The following is a 21796-nucleotide window of genomic DNA, read 5'->3' as shown; positions in this document are numbered from 1 at the left end:
TATAATTAATAGTATATTCAAACTGAAAATCAAACATACGAGCCGAGACCGTTGTGTGCAATTTGAATGAGAAACTTAATTTACATATTAATCGGGCTTTTTTGCTTCAGTGCAAATGCTCAACTGATAAATGATGAATCATACTTGGATTTAGACTTCTTAAAATTCAAGAATGAGTTATTGAATTGTGTTATAAAAAAAGATACGACCAAGTTAAAGGAATTTCTTGCTGAAAGAGTTTATGAAAGTAAAGATGTTTGCGGTTATCCGGGATGTAACCAAACGGACTTTTTAAAATACTATTTCAAAGAAGGCGCAGAGGAATCTTGGAATGATATGCTCAAAATATTAAGATTTGGATTTATCCGAGCTGTTGACGAAAATCCTGAAAGAATTGTTCCGCACGACTCAATAATTTTTTACGGACCTTCTTACTTAAAGAACGTTGATTCAGACAATGAGGTAATAATTCTTGGAGAAAATGTAAATATTAGAGAAAAGCCAAGTTTAAAAGCTAAAGTAATTAGAAAAGCATCATTTGAAAAATTTAACTGTGATTGCAACATGCTGACTACTAAAAAAACGACTTATCAAACCGTTGATGGAATAAATTGGCTGGAAATAAAACTTGAAACAGGAGAAATAGGTTATGTTTCAGCAGATTTGACATCTTACGAATTGATTAAGGAAATGACAATTGCTAAAGTAAATGGAGAATGGAAAGTCATATCATTTTTTCAAGAACCAGGATGTTAAAAAACTGTAGCCAAAATTAACCTAAAATGAGAATAAAATAGAATCTGTGATATTATATAAATATAGAAATTGGGCAGATATTTATCATAAAAAGATTTTAACAGAAAATGAAATCTTTATGGCATCACCAGGTTCTTTTAATGACCCGTTTGATTGTCGAATTCCTGAAAATTATCACTTACTAAACACTCAAGAAAAAATAGACCAGTTTATGGAATATATTGAGTCTAAACACAAGGATAAACTAAATAAGTTAACCAAAAGTGATATTGAAAAAATTAATGATAATTTTAAAAAAAGATTTGACAATCCTGAACAAGTACAACTTGACCACGAAAAGCATTTTTTCCAGCAAACCAATGATTGTTATGGAATTTTATCTCTATCAAAAAAATGGAATTCTTTATTAATGTGGTCACATTATGGAAATAATCATAAAGGTTTTTGTATTGGTTTTAATGAGGACAGAATGAGAGATTCTAATCTTTTTGGAGCAGGATTTGAGGTCAATTATTCTACAAAGTTTCCTGAAAGAAATCCTTTAAAAAAAATAGAACCAATTCAGGATTCGTTCTTACAACTTGGACACAAATCAGTTGAATGGGAATATGAAGAAGAATTTAGATTAGTTAATTTAAAATTGGAAGGGCTGTCCAAAAAAGATAGAACAATAAAATACCCAGATGAATTTATTTCTGAAATCATTCTTGGCACTGAAATACCTAATAATGATAAAACAGAAATATTGAAAATTTGTAATCTGAAAAAAATTAAGGTTTATCAATTATCAAAAGAACCTTTTATGTTTAAGTTGAAGCGAGAATTAATAAAATAACTTTGGCTAACACCGTATTAAATTAATTGCTAGTTCACTGCCGACTTACGAAAATTCCGCTGGAATTTTCTATTTCTGGTTTGTTTGTTAACTTAGTTGCTTAACCAAGCAACTAACCATATATCAATAAGTTAGCGATAATTTAAATTTAATCATGGGATTATTCGACATTTTTAGTTTAAATAAAGAAAAGGTGGACTGCTCTAACTTTAAAAATGAAGCTGACATTTATCCTGAAAACTCTATTTCTGTTGTTATGACCCAATCAGAAAACGGAATGCCTGCAACAGGATGGGTGGATATGGGATATGTTGAATATAAATTTAAAAGATGCTGCCCTTTTAATTTGCAATTTACAGTAGAGATTCCTGAAGATAATGATGAATTAGATTATGGAACTGTTGAGGATTATTTGGTGGAAGAATTAAAAAAAGGCTGCGTAACTCATCCAGTTTCAAGAGTAGCAACTGACTTTGGATTTATAATGGATGTTTATGTTGATGATGCTGAGTTTGCCTCAAAAAAATTAACTGAGATGTTTGAGGACGAAAATAAAATTGTTGAATTTGGTTGCGGCTTTAATAAGGATCCAAATTGGAAAGAATATAAGCGAATCATAAAGAATTTGGGATAAAAACTTTTGGTAACAAAACTTCAAAGTAATGCGGACTTTAGGTTAAAATCAAAAGGTCTGCGTATATTTATGAAGTCGCTAAATCTTATGGATTTAGCTTTGGACAAGAAAAATAAAAACAAGCTTTAGCTTCGTCCGCAGACCTGCCTACTGGCAGACAGGCGGAAACCAATTGTTTCCTGACTTCCGCACTACGCTTAGCCAAAAACGGAACAAGCTAAAAACAACACTGTGAAAACTGAAATTAATACGATTTGGATTGACTTAAATGAAGAACTTTATAAATTCATTTTAGGTAAAATAAAAGATGAACAAACATCAAAAGATATTCATCAGGAGGTTTTTATAAAAGTTCAAACCAAAATCCATCAACTAAAACATACTTCCAATCTTACTTCTTGGGTTTATCAAATTACAAGGAATACCATTATTGACTACTTTAGAAAAGTAAATAATAAAAACGTATCAATAAATAATTTAGAAATCCCAGAAACGGAGGTTGATAATTTTGATTACAATAACTTAACTAATTGTATCAATCAAAAAATAGAAAACCTTTCTTCCCAACATAAAGAAGCAATTATTTTAACCGTATTTAAAAACTACTCTCAAAAAGAACTTGCAGAACACTTAAAGATCTCATATTCCGGCACAAAATCAAGAGTTCAAAAAGCTAAAAAGATTTTAAAAGAAAACATTTTAGATTGCCCGAATGTTGAATCGGATAGTACGGGTAAATTAATAGATTTTGAAAATAATTAAAATTTAGTACGTCTTTTTCAAACTAATTACGTCCATCTTATAAACATAAGAATAAAAATAAAATGGACAGTTCAAAAAAAGTAATTAATGTACAAATTCTCAATGCTTTTGCAGAAAATGGCAAAGGCGGTAATCCAGCTGGTGTAGTTTTAAATGCAGATGACTTATCTCATAAAAATAAACTTGAGATTTCTAAAAAAGTAGGTTTATCGGAAACTGCTTTTGTTTCAAAATCTATGACGGATGATTTTAAGTTGGATTTCTTCACTCCAACTAAACAAATAGCGCATTGCGGGCATGCTACTGTAGCAACATTTTCTTATTTAAAACAAATAGGCTCCTTAAAAAATGATAGTTCTTCAAAAGAAACTATTGATGGAAGTAGAAAAATAGAACTAATTGGTGATTTAGCATTCATGGAACAATTGGCTCCAAAATATACAGATGTAAGTAACAAAGAAAGTGTGGTTTTAAAATCATTAGGATTAAAGAAAAGTGATTTGATACCAAATGCACAAATTCAATTAGTAAATACAGGGAATTCATTTATACTTGTTCCGGTTAAAAGCAATGAAATTTTAAAGAATATAATTCCTGATTTTGATTTGATCAGTGAAGTAAGCGATGCGTTCGATTTAATAGGCTACTATGTATTCTCTACAAATACAGAGTCTGACGCTACTTCGAGAATGTTTGGTCCTCGCTATGGAATATTAGAGGAATCAGGAACAGGAATGGCAGCTGGCCCTCTTGCCTGTTATTTATTTGACATCTTAAATATCAAGAAAAACTCTTTTCATATTCAACAAGGAAAATATATGAAAGACCCCTCACCTAGTTTAATTATTGTGAACTTAAGAATCGTAGATCAAAAAATTAAAAATTTGATGGCTGGCGGAAAAGGAATACTAAACAGACAATTGGAGGTTGTAATTGACGACTAAAAGCCTGGTGCTAAAAAACCGCTACGTAATTTGGGCTTTAGGTTAAAACCAAGGGTCTGCGTATATTTATAAAGTCGCTAAATATAATGGATTTAGCTTTGGACACGAAAAAATAAAACTAAAGCTTTAGCTTGGTGCGCAGATCTGACTGCCGGCAGGCAAGCGGAAACGAAAGATTTTCTTACCTATGTACTACGCTTAACTGAAAGGTTAACATGAATAAAAAACAAATGCCCGAAGTATTTACAACCAAGAATAGGAAAAAAGAATTTGACAAAGTCTTTAGCGAAAAGATTGTTCCTTTTTTTCTATCGGAAGGTTTTGAAAGACATACCAAAACATCAAAGCGATTATTTAAAATATTAGGAAATGGATTATCCGTTTTTATCTTTTTTGAATACAAAACTTTTGGATATGGCTATTATGATATGACCATAACCTATTTTGACGATGAAATTGGAGATGTATACAATGACCAATATTTAGTAATTGCTAAAACCAAAATTCAACCTATTGAAGGAAACAATGCAGAAGAACTTAACTCGTCAGTAAATCTATGGCTAAAGCACGTGAAATCTGAAATAATACCATTTATAGAGAATCATACTACACATAAATCTATATTAGAATCGGATGAATTTTATATATCCAAAGCAAGAGAAAATGAAATAATTCAAGTTTTGAAAAAGAAATCTATAAAAGCTCATTAGTCAAAATCTAATACAATAAAAAACCAATATATAAATCCAAATAAATTATCCTTTAGCCCAACCATATAGCTTACCCATCAAATGAAAAAACTTTTTCTCCTAATAACCTTTTTACCCTTTCTAGCCCTTTCGCAAGAAAATAACGACTGCGAAGAACATACAATGCCTTACTGGGCAAATAATATCAATAGCAGAATAAGAGGCGAAAACCCAACGCTGCGAAAGGCGTTCAAAGAAATTCAACTAACCGAAACCAACATACAACCAAGTAACGGTTTTATAACATTGAAACTTTACATTACCAAAACAGGTGAATTTTGCGAAATGGAAACATTTCAAATTGACGAAGATTATCAACCTACGGTTTTCAATAATGGCACTTTAATAAAAGAATTAGAAACCATTGCACTAAGTTTAACAGATTGGGAAAGAGACAAAGATTTTAAGACCTACAACCTCATTAAATTAAAAATTAAAAACGGAAAAATTGAAGAAATTTTTTAAATACCTACTCCTATTTATAGTTTCCATTATTCTATTTCTGGCTATTGGATCCACCATTTGGTGGCATTTAAAATCAGATATGGAGAAATCGGACTTTCTTGTAGCAATCCATCATTATGAAAAAGCAATTGAATATGCACCGGATAACAGCGATGCTTGGATGGAGCGTTCCGTTTCTTTTAATAAAGGCGGAGATTTCAGTAAAGGTTTTGAATATTTAGACAAGGCTGTTGAGCTAGACCCCGTTAAACATTTAGGGTATCGCGGATGGATCAGGTTGCGTAAAATGCGTGATTACGATAAAGCATTACTTGACTTTGATAGACTTGACAATCTTACACCAAACGTAACTGATGCTCCTTGGGGAGAGGATATTGACTTTTTACGTGGAGAATGTTATTTCGGCAAAAAAGACTACCCAAAAGCTATTGAAATGTTTAACCGTAACATTAAAACGCAAAAAGAAGATTGGGTAGATATACACACGTTTGTCTACCTAGGACTTTGCGAATATATATTGGGGAATTACGAAAAAGCAATAACCGAATTTGAACGCGCATTACAGCAATCGGAAAACGTACCAGAGTCGCACTTCGGCATTGCAAAAGCCTATCAAAAACTTGGGGATTTGGAGAAAGCCAAAGCCCATATTCTTAAAGCAGAAAGTAATATAGCCTTTAAAAGAGAGGATTATTACAACGAATATTTGAATGAAATCTACCTATCAGAAATAGTGGATTTTAAACGTGCTTTAAAGAACTAATAAGCCCCAAAAAAGGCGTTAAGGAGGAAGAAGGGTTCTGAAACAGTTCGTATAAGCTTCCAAAAAACAGACCACTTGGTTTGTTCAATACCCAAAACACCCATTTATCTTCTAACTCCTTGCATTTTGTCGATACAATTGTAATTTCTGTCGTTAGTTGCTACAATTATCAGCTCCTTTTAGCAGTAAAAAACAGACTGGTTGGTTGGTTTACCATTTCATATATAATTAGATCGGTGAGATTGCCAAAGAATTAAAAACACAGCTATTGTAAGTTAGACAACAATAAAATTACCATAATTTCTTACTTATTAGTATCTTACCTTTCTATGCCCGATAAAATACATCTTGAAAATATCTTGTTTTTAGATATTGAGACCGTGCCAGAAAAAAGTGCTTTTGACCAGTTGGATGATACCACCAAAGAATTGTGGGCCCATAAATCTCAATACCAACGAAAAGACGAAATTACAGCAGAGGATTTTTATGAACGTGCAGGTATTTGGGCAGAGTTTGGTAAAATCATTTGTATTTCGGTAGGTTATTTTACTTTTCAAGGCAATACAAGAAATTTTAGGATTACCACATTTCACGGTGAAGAATATAAGCTACTACTGGATTTTAAGGAACTTTTGGACGAGCATTTTAACCATGCCAAACATGTGCTTTGCGCCCATAACGGTAAGGAGTTCGATTTTCCGTACATTGCTCGCCGTATGATTATTCACAGCATGTCATTACCTCAAAAACTAGACTTGTTCGGCAAAAAACCATGGGAAGTTCCGCATATAGATACCATGGAGCTTTGGAAGTTTGGTGATTACAAGCACTATACCTCTTTAAAATTAATGGCACATGTACTGGGCATACCATCACCCAAAGAAGATATTGACGGCAGTATGGTGCGCGTGGTATATTACGAGCAAAATAATTTAAACCGTATTGTCAACTACTGTGAGTTAGATGTCCTCACAACTGCACAAGTGTATTTAAGGCTTAGAAATCAACCGCTATTAACCGATATAGAGGTAAAGAAGGTAGCTAATGAATAGCATGACGTAAAAATTAGCACTAGCCGATATAAAAACAGCACTAATGGTGTAATTTTGTTGGTACCATCATTTGTTTTAAACAAACCATACGTATGAAAAAAGTTATCCTATTATTCTCGGTAATTGTCTTAGTAGCAAGCTGTGTGCAAGAAAAGGAAATAAGCTCTATAAATCCTGAAAACTGGACCAAGAGAAAGGCTACCATAAAAACTATGGATTCTTTAGAACACGGAAAATCATACTTATCCATCTATTCCCAAATTTATAGCAGTTCTGAACATAAGACACACAATTTAACGGCTATGGTCAGTTTACGAAATACCAGCGATGTGGACACTATATACTTGACCAAGGCAGAGTATTTTGATACGCATGGCGTATCCTTACGCAACTACTTTACTCACCCTATCTATTTGGCACCTCTTGAAACCGTTGAAATCATTATTGACGAGATGGATGTTGAAGGCGGCACAGGTTCTAATTTTATTTTTGAATGGCATGCGCCCAAAACAAGCCCAGAACCATTATTTGAAGGCATTATGAACTCCACCGTTGGGCAGCAAGGTCTTTCCTTCACCACCCAATCCAGAAGAATTAAGTAAAACACCTCAGGGCAAGCCCATTTAGCATTCACAGGAAACAGATTTTTAAATTCCAGGTAAGCCTCGCGGTATAGTACTCTTTAGCGGTGCCATTAAAGCCTATTAATATTTATAAAATTTTGTGCTTTTACTTAGTGTTTGATCTTGAATTTGCAATACATACAGACCAGATGGTAGTTCAGAAACATCTATAATAGAACTTGTAGCTTTATCTGTCTTTAAAGGTACGCCGCTTACGCTCATTATTCTATAAACCGTATTTTCCGAAGTTTTTACGTTCAAATGAATTTCATTTACCGCAGGATTTGGATAAACGTTAAACGGTATCGCAGACCCTTGGTTCATAAGGTTTAATTTTTCTAACTCGGTATCTTCCCCTTTAAAAGTAAATGTGACCACTTCACTAAATTCAGAAGCTATATTTTGAGAACAGAACGTTCTTGTTCTAAATGAATATGTAGCATCTGTCAACAAATTGCTCCAGCTAAAGTTATTTTCAGAGATGTATTCCGTAGTCCAATTTTCTTCATGTACCTCTTTGTATTGAATTTCATAAAGAGCCTCTTCAGAAGCGTTCCAGGCTAAGGTAACATTACTAGTCTTTTTCTCGTTAAGACTAACTTCTGGCGCATTAAGGGAACAAGTGGTCATAGCAACACCGGTAACGATCAAAGAAAAATCCTGTATATCATTTACAAGCGCTCCTTTATGTGTAACCGTAATGGTGTACGTACCATTGGCATTAGGTATTTCAACTCTTTCAAAAGGATCAACTTTATTATCTCCTTTAATTGCATTGTTTTCTGCTTGTGCAGGGTTTAATTTCCAAGGTAAAAATGTTTGTCCGTTTTTTGTTACCCTAATATCAAGATCGTTTACCAATGCGGCAGTATTATTGTTCAAATCACCTGAATTGATGAAACTAGATTGTACATCTGTCCATGAAATAGAAGCTATCAAGGTTTCATTACCTTCTGCGGTAACATCAAATGAAAATGAACTACCGGTTTCTAACGATTCTTCTGAAACATGGCTAGAAAAATCTTTGTTGTTCAATAGTTCGGCAGCAGTTTTAGAATTCATGATACCCCATCCCATTTTATAATCCGGCCCTAAGGCGTCTATATCATCTGCCGTATGTAGGGCAAGACCTTTTAAAGTTGCCGCTTTCATATAGGTATCATATAATTCTTTGTGGTACTGTTGCAACAATAACAAGGATCCTGTTACACCTGGCGTAGCCATAGAAGTACCGGAAGAAGTCTCATAACTTGTATTACTAGCAGCATCAGTAGATAGAACGGTACCACCGTTACCGGCAATATCCGGCTTTATTCTACCATCATCAACAGGACCAAAACTACTATAGGTACAAACATCTGCTCTTTTTAAATTTCCATTGGCATCAACTTTAGAATTTGCTCCCGCAACCGTAATATTATTTTTTGCAATGGTAAATCCTAATAGTACATCAAAACCATCTGCAGATTGACCATATATAGGATCTAGATTATCCCTGTTCTTTTGAGCATTTCCGGCCGCGGTGACCATAAGATAATAAGGGGCATTGTACATAATCTTGTCCCAATCCTGTGCTACTTTGGTGTAGGCACCAAAATACCAGTCTGGTACACGACTGGCCTTAATACCATAAGAATGGTTAGAAAGAAGAAGACCTTCGGCAGCAGCTTCGGTAACTTCAATTTTATCCCTTGTCCAATCATGAGATACTACCTTAGCTTTATTGGCTACGCCCTTAGCATCTCTTTTAATACCTGTAGAAATAATACTACCCGTTACATGGGTTGCATGCGCATCAACATCTGTGCTTTTATCGCCTATTGTAACTCTAGATGTATATTCAACATGATTTGTTAAGGCAACACCGGCATCCCAAACACCTACTTCCATTCCATCACCATCTAAATTCAAGCCCAATAGACCATCTGTATTTAATGCACTTGCCCTAGAAACTACACCGGCCTGGTCAGCATAAGTTTCATAATACAAAGGACTACCATCTTCGCCAATAGCCTGTAGCTCTATTTTTTTGCCGTTAGCCAAAGTTTCTTTGACTTTCCAGTTATTCAACTTTGCTACCTCTTTAAGATGTGTCCTTTCAAGGTCATACTCGGAAACCAAATTAGACTTGAATTTCGCAAGTTCAATTTTCTTGTTGTTAGCCTTAATTTTAAGACGCTCTGTTGAGATTTGTCCGTTTGCGACATTTGCTGTCGTGATAACAAAGAATAGTATAAACAAGATACTATAGGTACGATCGGTGGTAATGTACGTATTCATCTGTAGGTTTTTTGTAAGATTTGGACTACAATAATACCAACCTTGTTTATGGTTTCGATGAATGAACAGTTTTATTCGACGAAATGCCTAAACATAATGTTGAACCTGTTGTGAAAACATCAATTTGCGATGTGTAAGATTATTCTCTCGATTAACGAAGCTTTTAAGAATTAAAAGTAAACATGGCATACACCGGAAAATGATCACTATAACCACCCATATATCGATCAGAAACGAATGTTCTGTAAGGTGATCCTTTATATTTTCCTTTCTTCTCCTTTAATGATTTATGATCAAATATGGCAGCATTATCAAAACTATGTGTATTCTTTTGATAATTAAAAAAGGAATTCGACACCAAAATTTGATCGAACATGTTCCATTTATTACCATATACAGAAGACCCCGTAGTTTCAGGTATGTGTAAAGTCTCAAAAGGATTGAACAAAGCTGCCTCTGATTTTAAAATCTGCATACTTTTTGAAGAGGGATCATCGTTAAAATCGCCCATGACAATAATATTGGGGTCTAATTCTGTCTCCTTTATAATATCAACTTTCTGAACAATTTCATTTGCGGCAATAACCCTTTTGTATTCTGTCTCTACCCCGCCATCTCGTCTAGAGGGCCAGTGGTTTACAAATACATGCACCAATTCTTTATTTAATTCGCCTTTTACATATAGTATATCTCTTGTAGTATCCCTTACCCCACCGGCATTATCTACCATTAACGTTAAGGGTTCTGAATGCAGCACGTTAAAAAAGCGTTTGCGATAAATAAGCCCCGTATCTATACCGCGTTCATCGGGAGAATCATAATGTATAAATCCATAATCTATATCCTTCAAAGCTTTAGTTTCTAACAATGCTTTGAATACACTCTTATTTTCAGCTTCGGCAACACCTAATAAAACAGGTGGGTAAGGATGATCCTCCTCTCCGATCTTAAAAATGGTCTTAGATAATTTGTAAAGTTTTCGATGGTATCGTTCCATTGTCCATTTTTTTGCTCCATTTGGTGTATAATCTTTGTCCAAAATCTTGGTATTACGTTCTGGATCAAATAGATTTTCTAAATTGTAGAACGCAACCGAATAGCGCTGTTTTTTAGTTTTTTTCTTAAAAAATGAAAATCGCATGTTTCTTTTTAATGGGTAACTTCATTAAGATTCAACCATTTGAAATTCCATATAAAAAAATTGAAATTTTGAAGAATGTCTTAATGTATACTATCTCGATTATCGAGCCATTAAAAATACAAAATAGCTTATCGGTAATTGCTTAATTTTGCACTTTACGGTATTATGATAGAAAAGAAGAGTATTGATTATGAAAAAGCGGTTCTTATTGGTGTTATCAATAAAGAACAAAGTGAGGAAAAAGTAAACGAATATCTAGATGAGCTAGAGTTTCTTACTTATACGGCCGGTGGTGAAGTTACCAAACGCTTTATACAACGAATGGATGTACCCAACCCAAAAACTCTTATAGGAAGCGGTAAGATGGATGAAGTGGAACGTTATGTAGAAGAACACAAAATAGGTTCCGTTATTTTTGATGATGAACTTACCCCAGGTCAACAACGTAATATAGAAAAACAATTACGATGTAAAATAATTGACCGTACCAGTTTAATATTGGACATCTTTGCTCAACGTGCACAAACAAGTTACGCTAGAACCCAGGTAGAGCTAGCACAATATGAATATTTGCTGCCAAGACTTACTGGTCTATGGACTCACCTTGAAAGACAAAAAGGTGGTATAGGTATGCGCGGACCTGGGGAAACGGAAATTGAAACGGATAGACGTATTGTACGGGATCGTATTACACTACTTAAAAACAAGCTGAAAAAAATTGACCGACAAATGGAGACCCAAAGGGGCAACCGTGGTGCTTTGGTCCGTGTTGCCTTAGTTGGCTATACCAATGTTGGTAAATCTACCTTAATGAACGTCATTAGTAAAAGTGATGTATTTGCAGAGAACAAACTTTTTGCCACCTTGGATACTACGGTAAGAAAGGTAGTTATAGGGAACTTACCGTTCTTATTAAGTGATACGGTAGGATTTATAAGAAAACTGCCTACACAATTAGTGGAAAGCTTTAAAAGTACTTTAGATGAAGTAAGGGAGGCAGATCTATTATTACATGTAGTGGATATCTCCCACCCGCAATTTGAGGAGCATATAGAATCTGTAAACCAAATTTTGTCCGAAATTAAAAGTTCAGATAAGAAAAGCATCATGATCTTCAACAAGATCGATCAATATGAACACGAAACTATTGATGATGATGATCTGGTCACCGAACGTACCGGAAAGCATTTTACCATTAATGACTGGAAACAAACATGGATGGAAAAAGTAGGCGACCGTGTCATTTTTATTTCTGCATTGAATAAAGAGAACCTAGATGAGTTTAGAAAACGTGTTTATGATGAAGTCAGAGATATTCACGTAACCCGTTTTCCTTATAATAATTTTCTTTATCCAGAACATTTAGATCAGTATTAGAACCCAATTATAAGTGAAAAGATGTAGTTCATCGATGAAATTAAACCGATGATAAATCTCACCACATTATGCGATCAGTTCACAACATAAATTGTTTGCAACAAGACCTTATGCATTAATTTTACAGTGTACTTAAGATAAGTCTTGACCCCAAATCGATATTTAACTTATGAAAACTAAAAAGTAAAACCCCAAATTTTACGATAATACTTAACCGAAAAAAGCCCTCTAATTAGAGGGCTTTTTTAATATATACTAATATTTAAAATACTATCTAAGACTACAAAGAGTAGTTAAGACCAACTAAGAAATACGTTTGTAACTTATTGTCAACAGTATCGAACGTTTCATTTACGTTATCAGTCAATGCAAAATTTAAAGCTTCTTGCTTGTTATCACGCAAACCAAATTCAAAACCTAAACCAATACCGTTCCATAAGGTGTAACCAAATGAATTGATCCAAGTTAAGTTAGAAAGATCACCGCTCTTATAGCTTTGGAACATAGAAAGGTTAGACTTAAAGTTAACCGCACCTATTTGTTTTGTATAATCAGCAACTATTTTAGCACCTAAAGAAGACTCAAAAACTGCATCGTTATCACTAAATACAAAGTTGTAGTTTAATGGGTGTATTACAACTACTAAATCTGCAATAGGAGTCCAAGTAGCACCAACACCTAAGTCAAGGTATCCTGGATCGTTAAAGTTGTTCAATATTGTGGTTCTGTACTCGCCTAAACCAGAAATAGCCCATTTTTCACTAAGCTTTCTTCCGTAAAGAGAAGTAATATTGAATACATCTGTACCTTGTTTAAAGCTATCATCATCTGTAGGATCGTTCTTATCGTCAAACTTTACCCATCCTAAATTAATGTTACCAGAGTTTCTCCAGAAGAATTTCTCCTCGTTTAAATTAGCAAAAGCGTTTACGGTTACACCAATGTTACCAGAAGATAAATCTGGAGTACCTTGACCGTACCAGTTGTTAAAGCTACTTAAGTTGGCACCGATAGTACCGAATGCACCTTTTTTCCATCCTGGCAATGCATCTATAGCACCTTGAATAGCGTCAGCTCTTCCTTGAATAGCCGCGATAGAATCTTTTGCTGCACTTAATTGACCTTTTAGTTCCTCTTCTGTCTGAGAAAAACCAACAGTTGCAACAAATGCAAGGGCTAGAGTTAATACAATTTTCTTCATAATAATTAATGTTTATAATTTATAGTGGCGCAAAGGTAATAATACTTCGCAACTTCTTTTAACACGATTATGTTATTTTCTTTTATATAATGGCACAGAAGAACATGCCTCACCATACATAATGGACTTTGCAACTGGTTTTAAACGCTCTGCTAGAAACAAATAAGCGTTGGCAGGAACAGGTTTTTTACTGCAGCCTTTTATAATGATCAACTTATCTTGATAATCAGAAACATCTATATTTTCAATAACATTTTGGTATATACTTGTTTCTAAATCTACCAAACTACCTTGAATAGCTTTTTTGGCTATACCGCTAAGCTTTACACTTAGCAATAAGTATGCCCAGCCAGGTATTATAGCGTCTGTGGAACAATGCATGGCAACGTAAGCATCTTTATACCGAGACCAGTCATGGGCATCAACAAAGGCTCTAAATTCTTTTTCTTTGAGAATAAAGCCCTCATACAGCCAGTCTTTAATGTCCAAAACCATTCTTTCCCCTTTTGGGTAGTAATCCTCAAGGTTAAAGGTGATCAATTTGCTTTGGGCAACTTTATTTACAATTTCATCTTCCATAGAAGCAAGTTATCAATTGCTTTTTATGATTAAAGTAATCCTAATTCCAATTTCGCTTCTTCGCTCATTAAATCTTGGGTCCAAGGTGGATCAAAAGTAATTTCTACCTCTGCATCTTTGATGGCATCCAAAGATTTTACCTTTTCTTCAACCTCTGCAGGCAAGCTTTCCGCTACGGGGCAATTAGGAGAAGTAAGGGTCATTAAAATCTTTACTTCATTGTCCTCGTTTACCAAAACATCATAAATTAAACCTAATTCATAGATGTCTACAGGAATTTCCGGGTCATAAATGGTCTTTAAGATCTTAACGATTTTCTCCCCTAATTCTGCACTATCCTCTGCTATATTTTCGTCACTCATAATTTCTATTCTTCAATTTGTGTTTGATACGCCACTGCGTATAACTTCAATTGTTTGATCATACTTACCAAACCATTTGCCCGCGTAGGCGATAAATGCTCTTTTAATCCAATTTCATCAATAAACTCAGTGTCAGCATCTAATATATCCTGTGGCTTTTGATTACTGAACGCCCTTATTAAAATGGCAATAATACCTTTTGTAATAATAGCATCACTATCCGCGGTAAAAACCAACTTATTATCCATAAGCTCCGCATGTACCCAAACCTTGCTTTGACAACCTTTTATAATATTATCATCGGTCTTGAATTCTTCTTTGATCAATGGCAAAGATTTGCCCAACTCAATCATATACTCATACCGCTGCATCCAATCATCGAACATGGAAAATTCATCAATAATCTCTTCTTGTATCTCTTTAATTTCCATTGCTTTATTTTATGCAAAATTACAACAAGTAATTATGCCAATCAACAGTTTTGGCAATAGCTCTTATTTAATTAATTAAAGTAATTTTTTCTATTTAAAACCTTTTTTAAAGTACTATTTAAAATTAACAAATAGAGAAAATTACTTTTGACACGGACTTAAAATTTTACATTCTCAGAATTTTTAAATCAAAAAAGGACATCTTTTAAGATGTCCCTAAATATCAAATAGCTTTAACCGTATTTAATTTACAAAGCTTTCTTTTGGTCCGCCTGCAACAAATAATGCTCTCATACGATCATTTTGACCAGCAGTGAACATATACATACAATCATCTTGAACATAATCCATATAATTCATTGTCATATCCGCAGTTCTACAATTTACTGTAGGATATGATGGACAGTTATAGTTAGGAGCATCTGAAGAAGGTGTATCCGCAACGAAATCGTCTCTATTACATCTGCCATCACCCCAAATATGACGAAGATTCAGCCAATGTCCTACTTCGTGAGTTCCGGTTCGTCCTTTTCCATAAATACCTCCAGCATTGGTTTCTCCAAAGAAATTGGTACCGATTACAACACCATCAGTAGCTTCTGAGCCACCAGGAAATTGTGCATAACCAAGTATACCACCACCTATTTCACAAACCCATAAGTTCAAGTTACTAGATGGATCTGTTGGTGCTATACCACCTTGAGAAGGGATTTTCATAGCATCATTAGTTCCCCAAGATGCTTTGGTATTTACTACTCTATTGACACCTGCTAATACGAAAGCAACATCAACATCTGCAACAAGACCTGCAAATTCCGAAGGAACCCCAACCGTATTACTATTATTATTTTGAAAGTCCTCGTTTAGAACTCTTATCTGAGAGTTGATTTGGTTCTGGGTAACCTGTCCTGAAAACTGTTCTATAATATTAACAACTACAGGAATAGTAATTGACCCTTCAAATATTGTGGGTGTACTTCCTCCACCACCATTTCCTCCTCCGGGTTTACCTTTCCCTTGGTTTTTTAATGCAATAGCTTTACGAGTATTGTATTCAATATCATACATCTTTTTAGCCAGACCTTTATTTTTTGACAATCTGTATTCCAAGTTTTTCATAGAAACACATTTTTCAATACTATTGGCAGATTTACCTGCAATATCATCTTGATCGACATATAAGCTAAAGTCGCTCATATCTATCTGTACTTCCTGAAAATCTTCTACAGTATCATCAATGTTAGGGGAATCATTTTCGCAAGAGACTAGAAACAAGCCTAGTAAAGCTGCGCTTAGAATTACTTTTTTCATAAATAGTTAATGTATTATAATTAGTGTGACCTAATATACAAAATATTAACATTATGTTAAAGAAATGTTACGATAAGACCAATAATGATTAAATAATTAATAAGCTTTAAAGCAACATGCTTTTAGCTTTCAATACACCTTGTACCAACACATCTACTTCTTCCTTTGTGTTGTAAAAAGCAAAACTTGCCCGCACCGTACCTGGTATTTTAAAGAAATCCATTATAGGTTGTGCACAATGGTGCCCGGTACGTACCGCAATACCCAACTTATCTAAAATACTACCCATATCATATGGATGTACACCTTCTATATTAAAAGAAATAACAGAAGTCTTGTTTTTTGCCGTACCGTAAATTTTTAGTCCTTCTATCTTCAGTAACTCCTGTGTGGCATATTCTAACAACTCATGCTCATATTTGGCAATTTCTTCAAAGCCAATAGCGTTCATATAGTCTAGAGCGGCACCAAAAGCAATACCACCACAAATATTAGGCGTACCCGCTTCAAATTTATGCGGCAAATCTGCATAGGTCGTTTTTTCAAAAGTTACCTCGGCAATCATTTCACCACCGCCTTGGTACGGTGGTAATTTATTTAACCACTCTTCTTTACCGTATAGCATACCAACACCTGTTGGTCCACATATTTTATGAGCCGAGCAGGTATAAAAGTCAACATCTAATGCCTGTACATCAGCAACTAAATGCGGAGCAGCCTGTGCCCCATCAATTAATACGGCTGCACCTACTGCATGTGCTTTTTCAATAATCTCTTCAATAGGGTTAATAGTACCCAACGCGTTCGAAATATGATTACAGAAAACCAGCTTAGTCTTATCCGATAGTAAATCTTCATAAACATCCATTAGCAATTCTCCATCCAAATTCATAGGTATTACCTTTAAAACAGCCCCTGTACGTTCACATAACATTTGCCATGGCACAATATTAGAATGATGCTCCATTGCTGAAACTATAACCTCATCTCCTTTCTTTATGAGTGAGGAAAATCCGTTGGCAACAAGATTTATACTATGCGTTGTTCCGGACGTGAATATGATTTCATAAGATTTGGCGGCATTAAAATGCTTCTGAATTTTTAATCTAGCCTGCTCATACTTATCTGTAGCCTCTTGAGAAAGCGTATGTACCCCACGATGTATATTGGCATTGTAGTTCTGATAATAATCTACAATAGCATCAATAACCTGTTGTGGCGTTTGTGATGTAGCGGCATTGTCCAAATAAACTAATGGCTTACCATTTACCTGACGCTTAAGTATTGGAAAATCTTCCCTTATTTTTTTAATATCTAACATAGTCAATCTTCTTATATACAAAGATACCCGATAATGAAAACAATTATTATTGAAATATGATTTTGTTCATCATCGGATTAAAATAAAAAAGGATAGTTAACGAAATAACTATCCTTAAAATACATCTTACTATAGAAATATTTTACAAATCAAACCCAAGGTTTACCCCTAGTTTTTCTGCAATCAATTTATTAATTCTAATTTTTAATTCTGGTATACGAACAGAAGACAAAACGTTATTTGCAAACGCATACATCAATAATGCTCTTGCTTCTTTCTGTGGAATACCTCTAGATTGTAGGTAGAACAATGCATCTTCATCTAATTGACCAATAGTACAACCGTGAGAACATTTTACGTCGTCTGCAAAAATCTCTAATTGAGGCTTTGTATTGATGCTAGCTTTATCACTAATTAGAATGTTATTATTCTGTTGAAAAGCATTGGTCTTTTGAGCTATTTTATCAACGATGATTTTACCGTTAAAAACACCTGTAGAAGCATCACCATAGATTCCTTTATAATCTTGATGACTTTCACAATTTGGCTCTATATGATGTACTAAAGTGTGATGATCTACATGCTGCTTTTCTCCTAATATAGTAACACCTTTCATGGTAGAGTCTATATACTCCCCGTTTTGATAGAAGTTGAGGTTATTACGTGTCAATTTACCTCCAAAAGAGAACGTATGTACTTTTACAAGACTTTTGTCTTTCTGATCAATATAGGTATTGTCAATTAATGATGCAGATTCAACATCGTTCTGAATCTTATAAAAATCTACGATAGCACTTTTAGCGGCAAAAATTTCCGTAACCGCATTGGTAAGTACCTCGTTAGAGGTTAAACTCTGGTGACGTTCGATTATTTGAACCTCAGCATTTTCTTCTACTACAATTAAATTTCTTGGTTGTAATAATAAAGATGCCTCATTACCCGTAGAGAAATGCAAAATCTCAATTGGTTTTTTAGGCATTTTATTTTTAGGTATGTAAATATAAGCTCCTTCTCTACTAAATGCCGTATTCAATGAAGTCAACGACTCGTCTTTAGATGCTACTTTATTGAAATACACATCTATAACCGGTTTATACATCGGTTTGGTCAGTGCGGCACTCATTAAACAAATATCTACACCGTCATGCGTAGTTTCAGAAAGGTAAGAACTGTAAATACCGTCCACAAAAACAATCTTATAGGTATCTATTTCGTGGATAAAATAGCGTTTTACATCCTTATACTCCAACGCATTTTCTTTTTTTGGAAATATGCTGAAATCTATTTTTTGAATACTATTCAACGAAGTATATTTCCAAGCCTCTTCCTTTTTAGAAGGAAACCCTTTTTCCTCAAAGTTTTTTATGGCCGCCATACGAACATCATGTACCGGATGCTCTACATCCACGTTGTTCTCAAACGCCATAAAAGAGGAAATCAATTTATCTTTTAAATCCATATTTTTTCAGTTGCCAGTTTGCAGTAGCAGTTGGCAGTTATAATCTCTGATTACTGCCACTGAATACTGTATACTTAATTACACCGCTGTTTCTTGCTTTAACCAGTCGTATCCTTTTTCTTCTAACTCTAGTGCAAGCTCTTTACCACCAGATTTCACAATTTTACCATTGTGCAAAACATGTACATAATCTGGCACGATATATTCTAACAAACGTTGGTAGTGTGTAATTAAGATTACGGCATTATCCTTACTCTTTAACTTATTTACACCACTAGCAACAATTCTTAAGGCATCAATATCCAAACCAGAATCGGTTTCATCCAATATGGCAACTTTAGGCTCTAACATTGCCATTTGAAAAATTTCGTTTCTCTTTTTCTCACCACCAGAGAATCCCTCGTTCAAAGATCTAGATAAGAACTTACGGTCAATTTCAAGTAACTCAGATTTCTCACGAATTAATTTCAACATATCCTTTGCAGGCATGTCCTCTAAACCTTTTGCCTTACGAGATTCGTTGATAGCCGTTTTCATAAAGTTGGTTACGGAAACACCAGGAATTTCAACCGGATATTGGAAAGAAAGAAAAACACCTTTATGCGCTCTTTCTTCTGGAGAAACATCTTCTAAATCTTCACCACTAAGTTCAATAGAGCCTTTGGTAACCTCAAAATTTTCGTTTCCGGCAATTACAGAAGCCAGTGTGCTCTTACCTGAACCATTTGGTCCCATTATGGCATGTACCTCACCTGCCTTTACCTCTAAGTTAATTCCTTTTAATATTTCCTTATCCTCTACATTAGCATGCAGATCTTTAATTTTCAACATAATATGTTACTTTAAATATTGTGGCGCCTATGGCGTTTTACTAAAAATCTTAATTATTATTTATCCTACAGAACCTTCTAAACTAATTTCCAATAATTTTTGGGCCTCTACAGCAAATTCCATTGGTAGCTTATTTAGTACTTCTTTACTAAAACCGTTTACAATTAATGCAATCGCCTTCTCTGTATCAATACCTCTCTGGTTGCAATAGAATATTTGGTCTTCACCAATTTTACTGGTAGTAGCCTCATGCTCTATCATAGCGCTCTTATTCTTTGCTTCTATGTATGGAAAAGTATGTGCACCACATTCATTACCCATCAACAAAGAATCGCATTGAGAAAAGTTTCGTGCACCTTCTGCACGGCTGTTCACCTGCACCAGTCCACGGTAACTATTTTGAGATTTACCTGCAGAAATACCTTTAGAAATAATGGTACTCTTGGTGTTTTTACCAATATGGATCATTTTAGTTCCTGTATCTGCTTGTTGGTAATTGTTTGTTACTGCAATAGAATAAAATTCACCAATCGAATTATCCCCTTTTAAGATACAAGAAGGATATTTCCAGGTAACTGCAGAACCTGTTTCAACCTGTGTCCAAGATACCTTTGCATTTTTTTCACACAAAGCTCTTTTGGTTACAAAGTTGTACACACCACCTTTACCTTCTTTATTACCAGGAAACCAGTTCTGTACCGTTGAATATTTAATCTCGGCGCCATCTAAAGCAATAAGTTCTACAACCGCAGCGTGCAGTTGGTTTTCATCTCTAGAAGGTGCTGTACAACCTTCAAGGTAACTTACATAACTATCTTCATCTGCAATAACCAAGGTACGCTCAAACTGACCTGTACCTGCTTGGTTAATTCTGAAGTATGTCGATAATTCCATTGGACAACGAACACCTTTAGGAATATAACAGAAACTACCATCTGAAAAAACAGCGGAATTTAAAGCGGCATAGAAGTTATCTCTCTGGGGAACAACAGAACCAATATATTTCTTTACCAATTCAGGATGCTCTTTTATAGCCTCTGAAATAGAACAGAAAATAATACCTTTTTCCGCCAAAGTCTTCTTAAATGTTGTTGCTACGGATACGGAATCCATTACAATATCTACCGCAACGTTTTGAAGTTTCTTTTGCTCGTCCACAGATATTCCCAACTTTTTGTACATCTCCAACAACTCTGGATCAACATCATCTAAAGTTTTATTCGGATCTGCTTTCTTTGGGGCAGAGTAGTAAGATATCACTTGAAAATCAGGCTTTTCATAATGAACATTTGCCCATTCAGGTTCCACCATTTCTTTCCAGTACTTAAAAGCCTCCAATCTCCAAAGCGTCATCCATTCCGGCTCTCCTTTTTTCTTAGAAATAGCAATAACAATCTCTTCGTTTAAACCATTGGGAAACGTTTCGGACTCAATATCTGTATAGAAACCGTATTCATATTCTTTGGTTTCCAGTTCTTTCTTTAATTCTTCTTCTGTATATGCCATATATTTATAGTTAATAAGTTGAAAGTTAATGAGTTAAAAATTAACTACATCTCCTCTTAACATATTTAATATAGTTTGCTAGCTGCTTTGAAATTACCACAATTTGCGCTCTATACTCTATTAATTCCCTTTTATCAAAATATCCTACTTTCTCCATTACATTGAAAAGATTTCTCACTTCTCCTGAAGATCCTTTCGCAAAATATAGGAACCTAATCAATTCCTTATCCGTTTCTCGTTCAAAACCTTCGGAAATATTATTTGAAATTGAAATTGTTGCTCTTCTTAATTGATCAACCATTGCAAAATCATTTTTCAGAGGTTGCCTTTCTAGCAAACTATAGATATTCCCTGTAAACGTTATAGATAATTTGTATACTTCTAAATCTTCAAAAGAACTATACATAATAACCT

Annotated in this window: 23 protein-coding genes; 11 read left to right on the top strand and 12 right to left on the bottom strand. The window is 34.5% G+C overall.

The features are described from left to right. Positions 1-66: 66 nt before the first annotated feature. The 10 genes from QZ657_RS10570 (at position 67) to QZ657_RS10525 (ending at position 7562) form a co-directional block, all read left to right on the top strand. Entirely contained in the window at positions 67-756 is a 690-nt protein-coding gene (locus tag QZ657_RS10570; RefSeq protein WP_291966777.1) for an SH3 domain-containing protein, read from the top strand. Between the two features lie 46 nt (positions 757-802). Next, positions 803-1591, top strand: a complete 789-nt coding sequence (locus tag QZ657_RS10565; protein ID WP_291966776.1) for a DUF2971 domain-containing protein — start codon at positions 803-805, stop codon at positions 1589-1591. A 154-nt stretch (positions 1592-1745) separates the two neighbouring features. Continuing rightward, positions 1746-2225, top strand: a complete 480-nt coding sequence (locus QZ657_RS10560; RefSeq protein WP_291966775.1) for a DUF695 domain-containing protein — start codon at positions 1746-1748, stop codon at positions 2223-2225. A gap of 231 nt (positions 2226-2456) precedes the next feature. Then, complete coding sequence (locus QZ657_RS10555; RefSeq protein ID WP_291966773.1) at positions 2457-2987, top strand: sigma-70 family RNA polymerase sigma factor; 531 nt, start codon at positions 2457-2459, stop codon at positions 2985-2987. 62 nt (positions 2988-3049) lie between these two features. Further along, complete coding sequence (locus QZ657_RS10550; protein ID WP_291966771.1) at positions 3050-3931, top strand: PhzF family phenazine biosynthesis protein; 882 nt, start codon at positions 3050-3052, stop codon at positions 3929-3931. A 215-nt stretch (positions 3932-4146) separates the two neighbouring features. Next, positions 4147-4641, top strand: a complete 495-nt coding sequence (locus tag QZ657_RS10545) for a hypothetical protein (protein WP_291966769.1) — start codon at positions 4147-4149, stop codon at positions 4639-4641. 81 nt (positions 4642-4722) lie between these two features. Next, positions 4723-5145: a hypothetical protein gene (locus QZ657_RS10540; protein ID WP_291966767.1), complete on the top strand. Its 423-nt coding sequence runs from the start codon at positions 4723-4725 to the stop codon at positions 5143-5145. Continuing rightward, positions 5129-5908 carry a tetratricopeptide repeat protein gene (locus QZ657_RS10535; protein WP_291966765.1) on the top strand — a complete coding sequence of 260 codons (780 nt, stop codon included), beginning with the start codon at positions 5129-5131 and terminating at the stop codon, positions 5906-5908. Before QZ657_RS10540 ends, QZ657_RS10535 begins: the two co-directional genes overlap by 17 nt. Before the next feature lie 329 nt (positions 5909-6237). Further along, positions 6238-6960, top strand: coding sequence for a 3'-5' exonuclease (locus QZ657_RS10530; RefSeq protein ID WP_291966763.1), 723 nt, complete (start codon positions 6238-6240; stop codon positions 6958-6960). 92 nt (positions 6961-7052) lie between these two features. After that, a complete protein-coding gene (locus tag QZ657_RS10525; RefSeq protein ID WP_276470445.1) occupies positions 7053-7562 on the top strand; it encodes a DUF3124 domain-containing protein in 510 nt (169 codons plus the stop codon). 102 nt (positions 7563-7664) lie between these two features. Here the strand turns inward: QZ657_RS10525 and QZ657_RS10520 are convergent, their stop codons facing one another. Next, on the bottom strand, positions 7665-9863 hold the full coding sequence (locus QZ657_RS10520; protein WP_291966761.1) for a S8 family serine peptidase: 2199 nt from the start codon (positions 9861-9863) through the stop codon (positions 7665-7667). Positions 9864-10026: 163 nt separating this feature from the next. Continuing rightward, positions 10027-11004, bottom strand: coding sequence for an endonuclease/exonuclease/phosphatase family protein (locus tag QZ657_RS10515; RefSeq protein WP_291966759.1), 978 nt, complete (start codon positions 11002-11004; stop codon positions 10027-10029). A 165-nt stretch (positions 11005-11169) separates the two neighbouring features. Between QZ657_RS10515 and hflX the strand changes: the two genes are divergently transcribed. Then, a complete protein-coding gene (hflX, locus tag QZ657_RS10510) occupies positions 11170-12381 on the top strand; it encodes a GTPase HflX (RefSeq protein ID WP_291966756.1) in 1212 nt (403 codons plus the stop codon). Between the two features lie 280 nt (positions 12382-12661). Here hflX and QZ657_RS10505 read toward each other — a convergent pair whose 3' ends face one another. The 10 genes from QZ657_RS10505 to QZ657_RS10460 form a co-directional block, all read right to left on the bottom strand. Next, positions 12662-13582 (bottom strand): DUF3078 domain-containing protein, encoded by a 921-nt coding sequence (locus tag QZ657_RS10505; protein WP_291966755.1) that lies wholly within the window; start codon positions 13580-13582, stop codon positions 12662-12664. A gap of 72 nt (positions 13583-13654) precedes the next feature. Beyond that, positions 13655-14161 (bottom strand): DUF2480 family protein, encoded by a 507-nt coding sequence (locus QZ657_RS10500; protein ID WP_291963641.1) that lies wholly within the window; start codon positions 14159-14161, stop codon positions 13655-13657. Positions 14162-14190: 29 nt separating this feature from the next. After that, positions 14191-14523 carry an SUF system Fe-S cluster assembly protein gene (locus QZ657_RS10495; RefSeq protein WP_036151130.1) on the bottom strand — a complete coding sequence of 111 codons (333 nt, stop codon included), beginning with the start codon at positions 14521-14523 and terminating at the stop codon, positions 14191-14193. Between the two features lie 5 nt (positions 14524-14528). After that, entirely contained in the window at positions 14529-14954 is a 426-nt protein-coding gene (locus tag QZ657_RS10490) for a SufE family protein (protein WP_291963640.1), read from the bottom strand. Positions 14955-15197: 243 nt separating this feature from the next. After that, the gene (locus tag QZ657_RS10485; RefSeq protein WP_291963639.1) at positions 15198-16265 is read right to left on the bottom strand and encodes a zinc metalloprotease; all 1068 of its coding nucleotides are present in this window, start codon (positions 16263-16265) and stop codon (positions 15198-15200) included. A 106-nt stretch (positions 16266-16371) separates the two neighbouring features. After that, the gene (locus QZ657_RS10480) at positions 16372-17586 is read right to left on the bottom strand and encodes an aminotransferase class V-fold PLP-dependent enzyme (RefSeq protein WP_291963638.1); all 1215 of its coding nucleotides are present in this window, start codon (positions 17584-17586) and stop codon (positions 16372-16374) included. Positions 17587-17728: 142 nt separating this feature from the next. After that, complete coding sequence (sufD, locus tag QZ657_RS10475; RefSeq protein WP_276470454.1) at positions 17729-19045, bottom strand: Fe-S cluster assembly protein SufD; 1317 nt, start codon at positions 19043-19045, stop codon at positions 17729-17731. Between the two features lie 78 nt (positions 19046-19123). Next, positions 19124-19876: a Fe-S cluster assembly ATPase SufC gene (gene sufC / locus QZ657_RS10470; RefSeq protein ID WP_276470455.1), complete on the bottom strand. Its 753-nt coding sequence runs from the start codon at positions 19874-19876 to the stop codon at positions 19124-19126. Between the two features lie 60 nt (positions 19877-19936). After that, the gene (gene sufB / locus QZ657_RS10465; RefSeq protein ID WP_291966751.1) at positions 19937-21382 is read right to left on the bottom strand and encodes a Fe-S cluster assembly protein SufB; all 1446 of its coding nucleotides are present in this window, start codon (positions 21380-21382) and stop codon (positions 19937-19939) included. 40 nt (positions 21383-21422) lie between these two features. Continuing rightward, positions 21423-21788 carry a four helix bundle protein gene (locus QZ657_RS10460; RefSeq protein WP_291966749.1) on the bottom strand — a complete coding sequence of 122 codons (366 nt, stop codon included), beginning with the start codon at positions 21786-21788 and terminating at the stop codon, positions 21423-21425. Between the last annotated feature and the right edge of the window lie 8 nt (positions 21789-21796).

This window comes from Maribacter sp. (assembly GCA_020629415.1).
In the GTDB taxonomy this organism is placed as follows: Bacteria; Bacteroidota; Bacteroidia; order Flavobacteriales; family Flavobacteriaceae; genus Maribacter; species Maribacter huludaoensis.
This window is presented reverse-complemented; position numbering and strand designations above follow the sequence as displayed.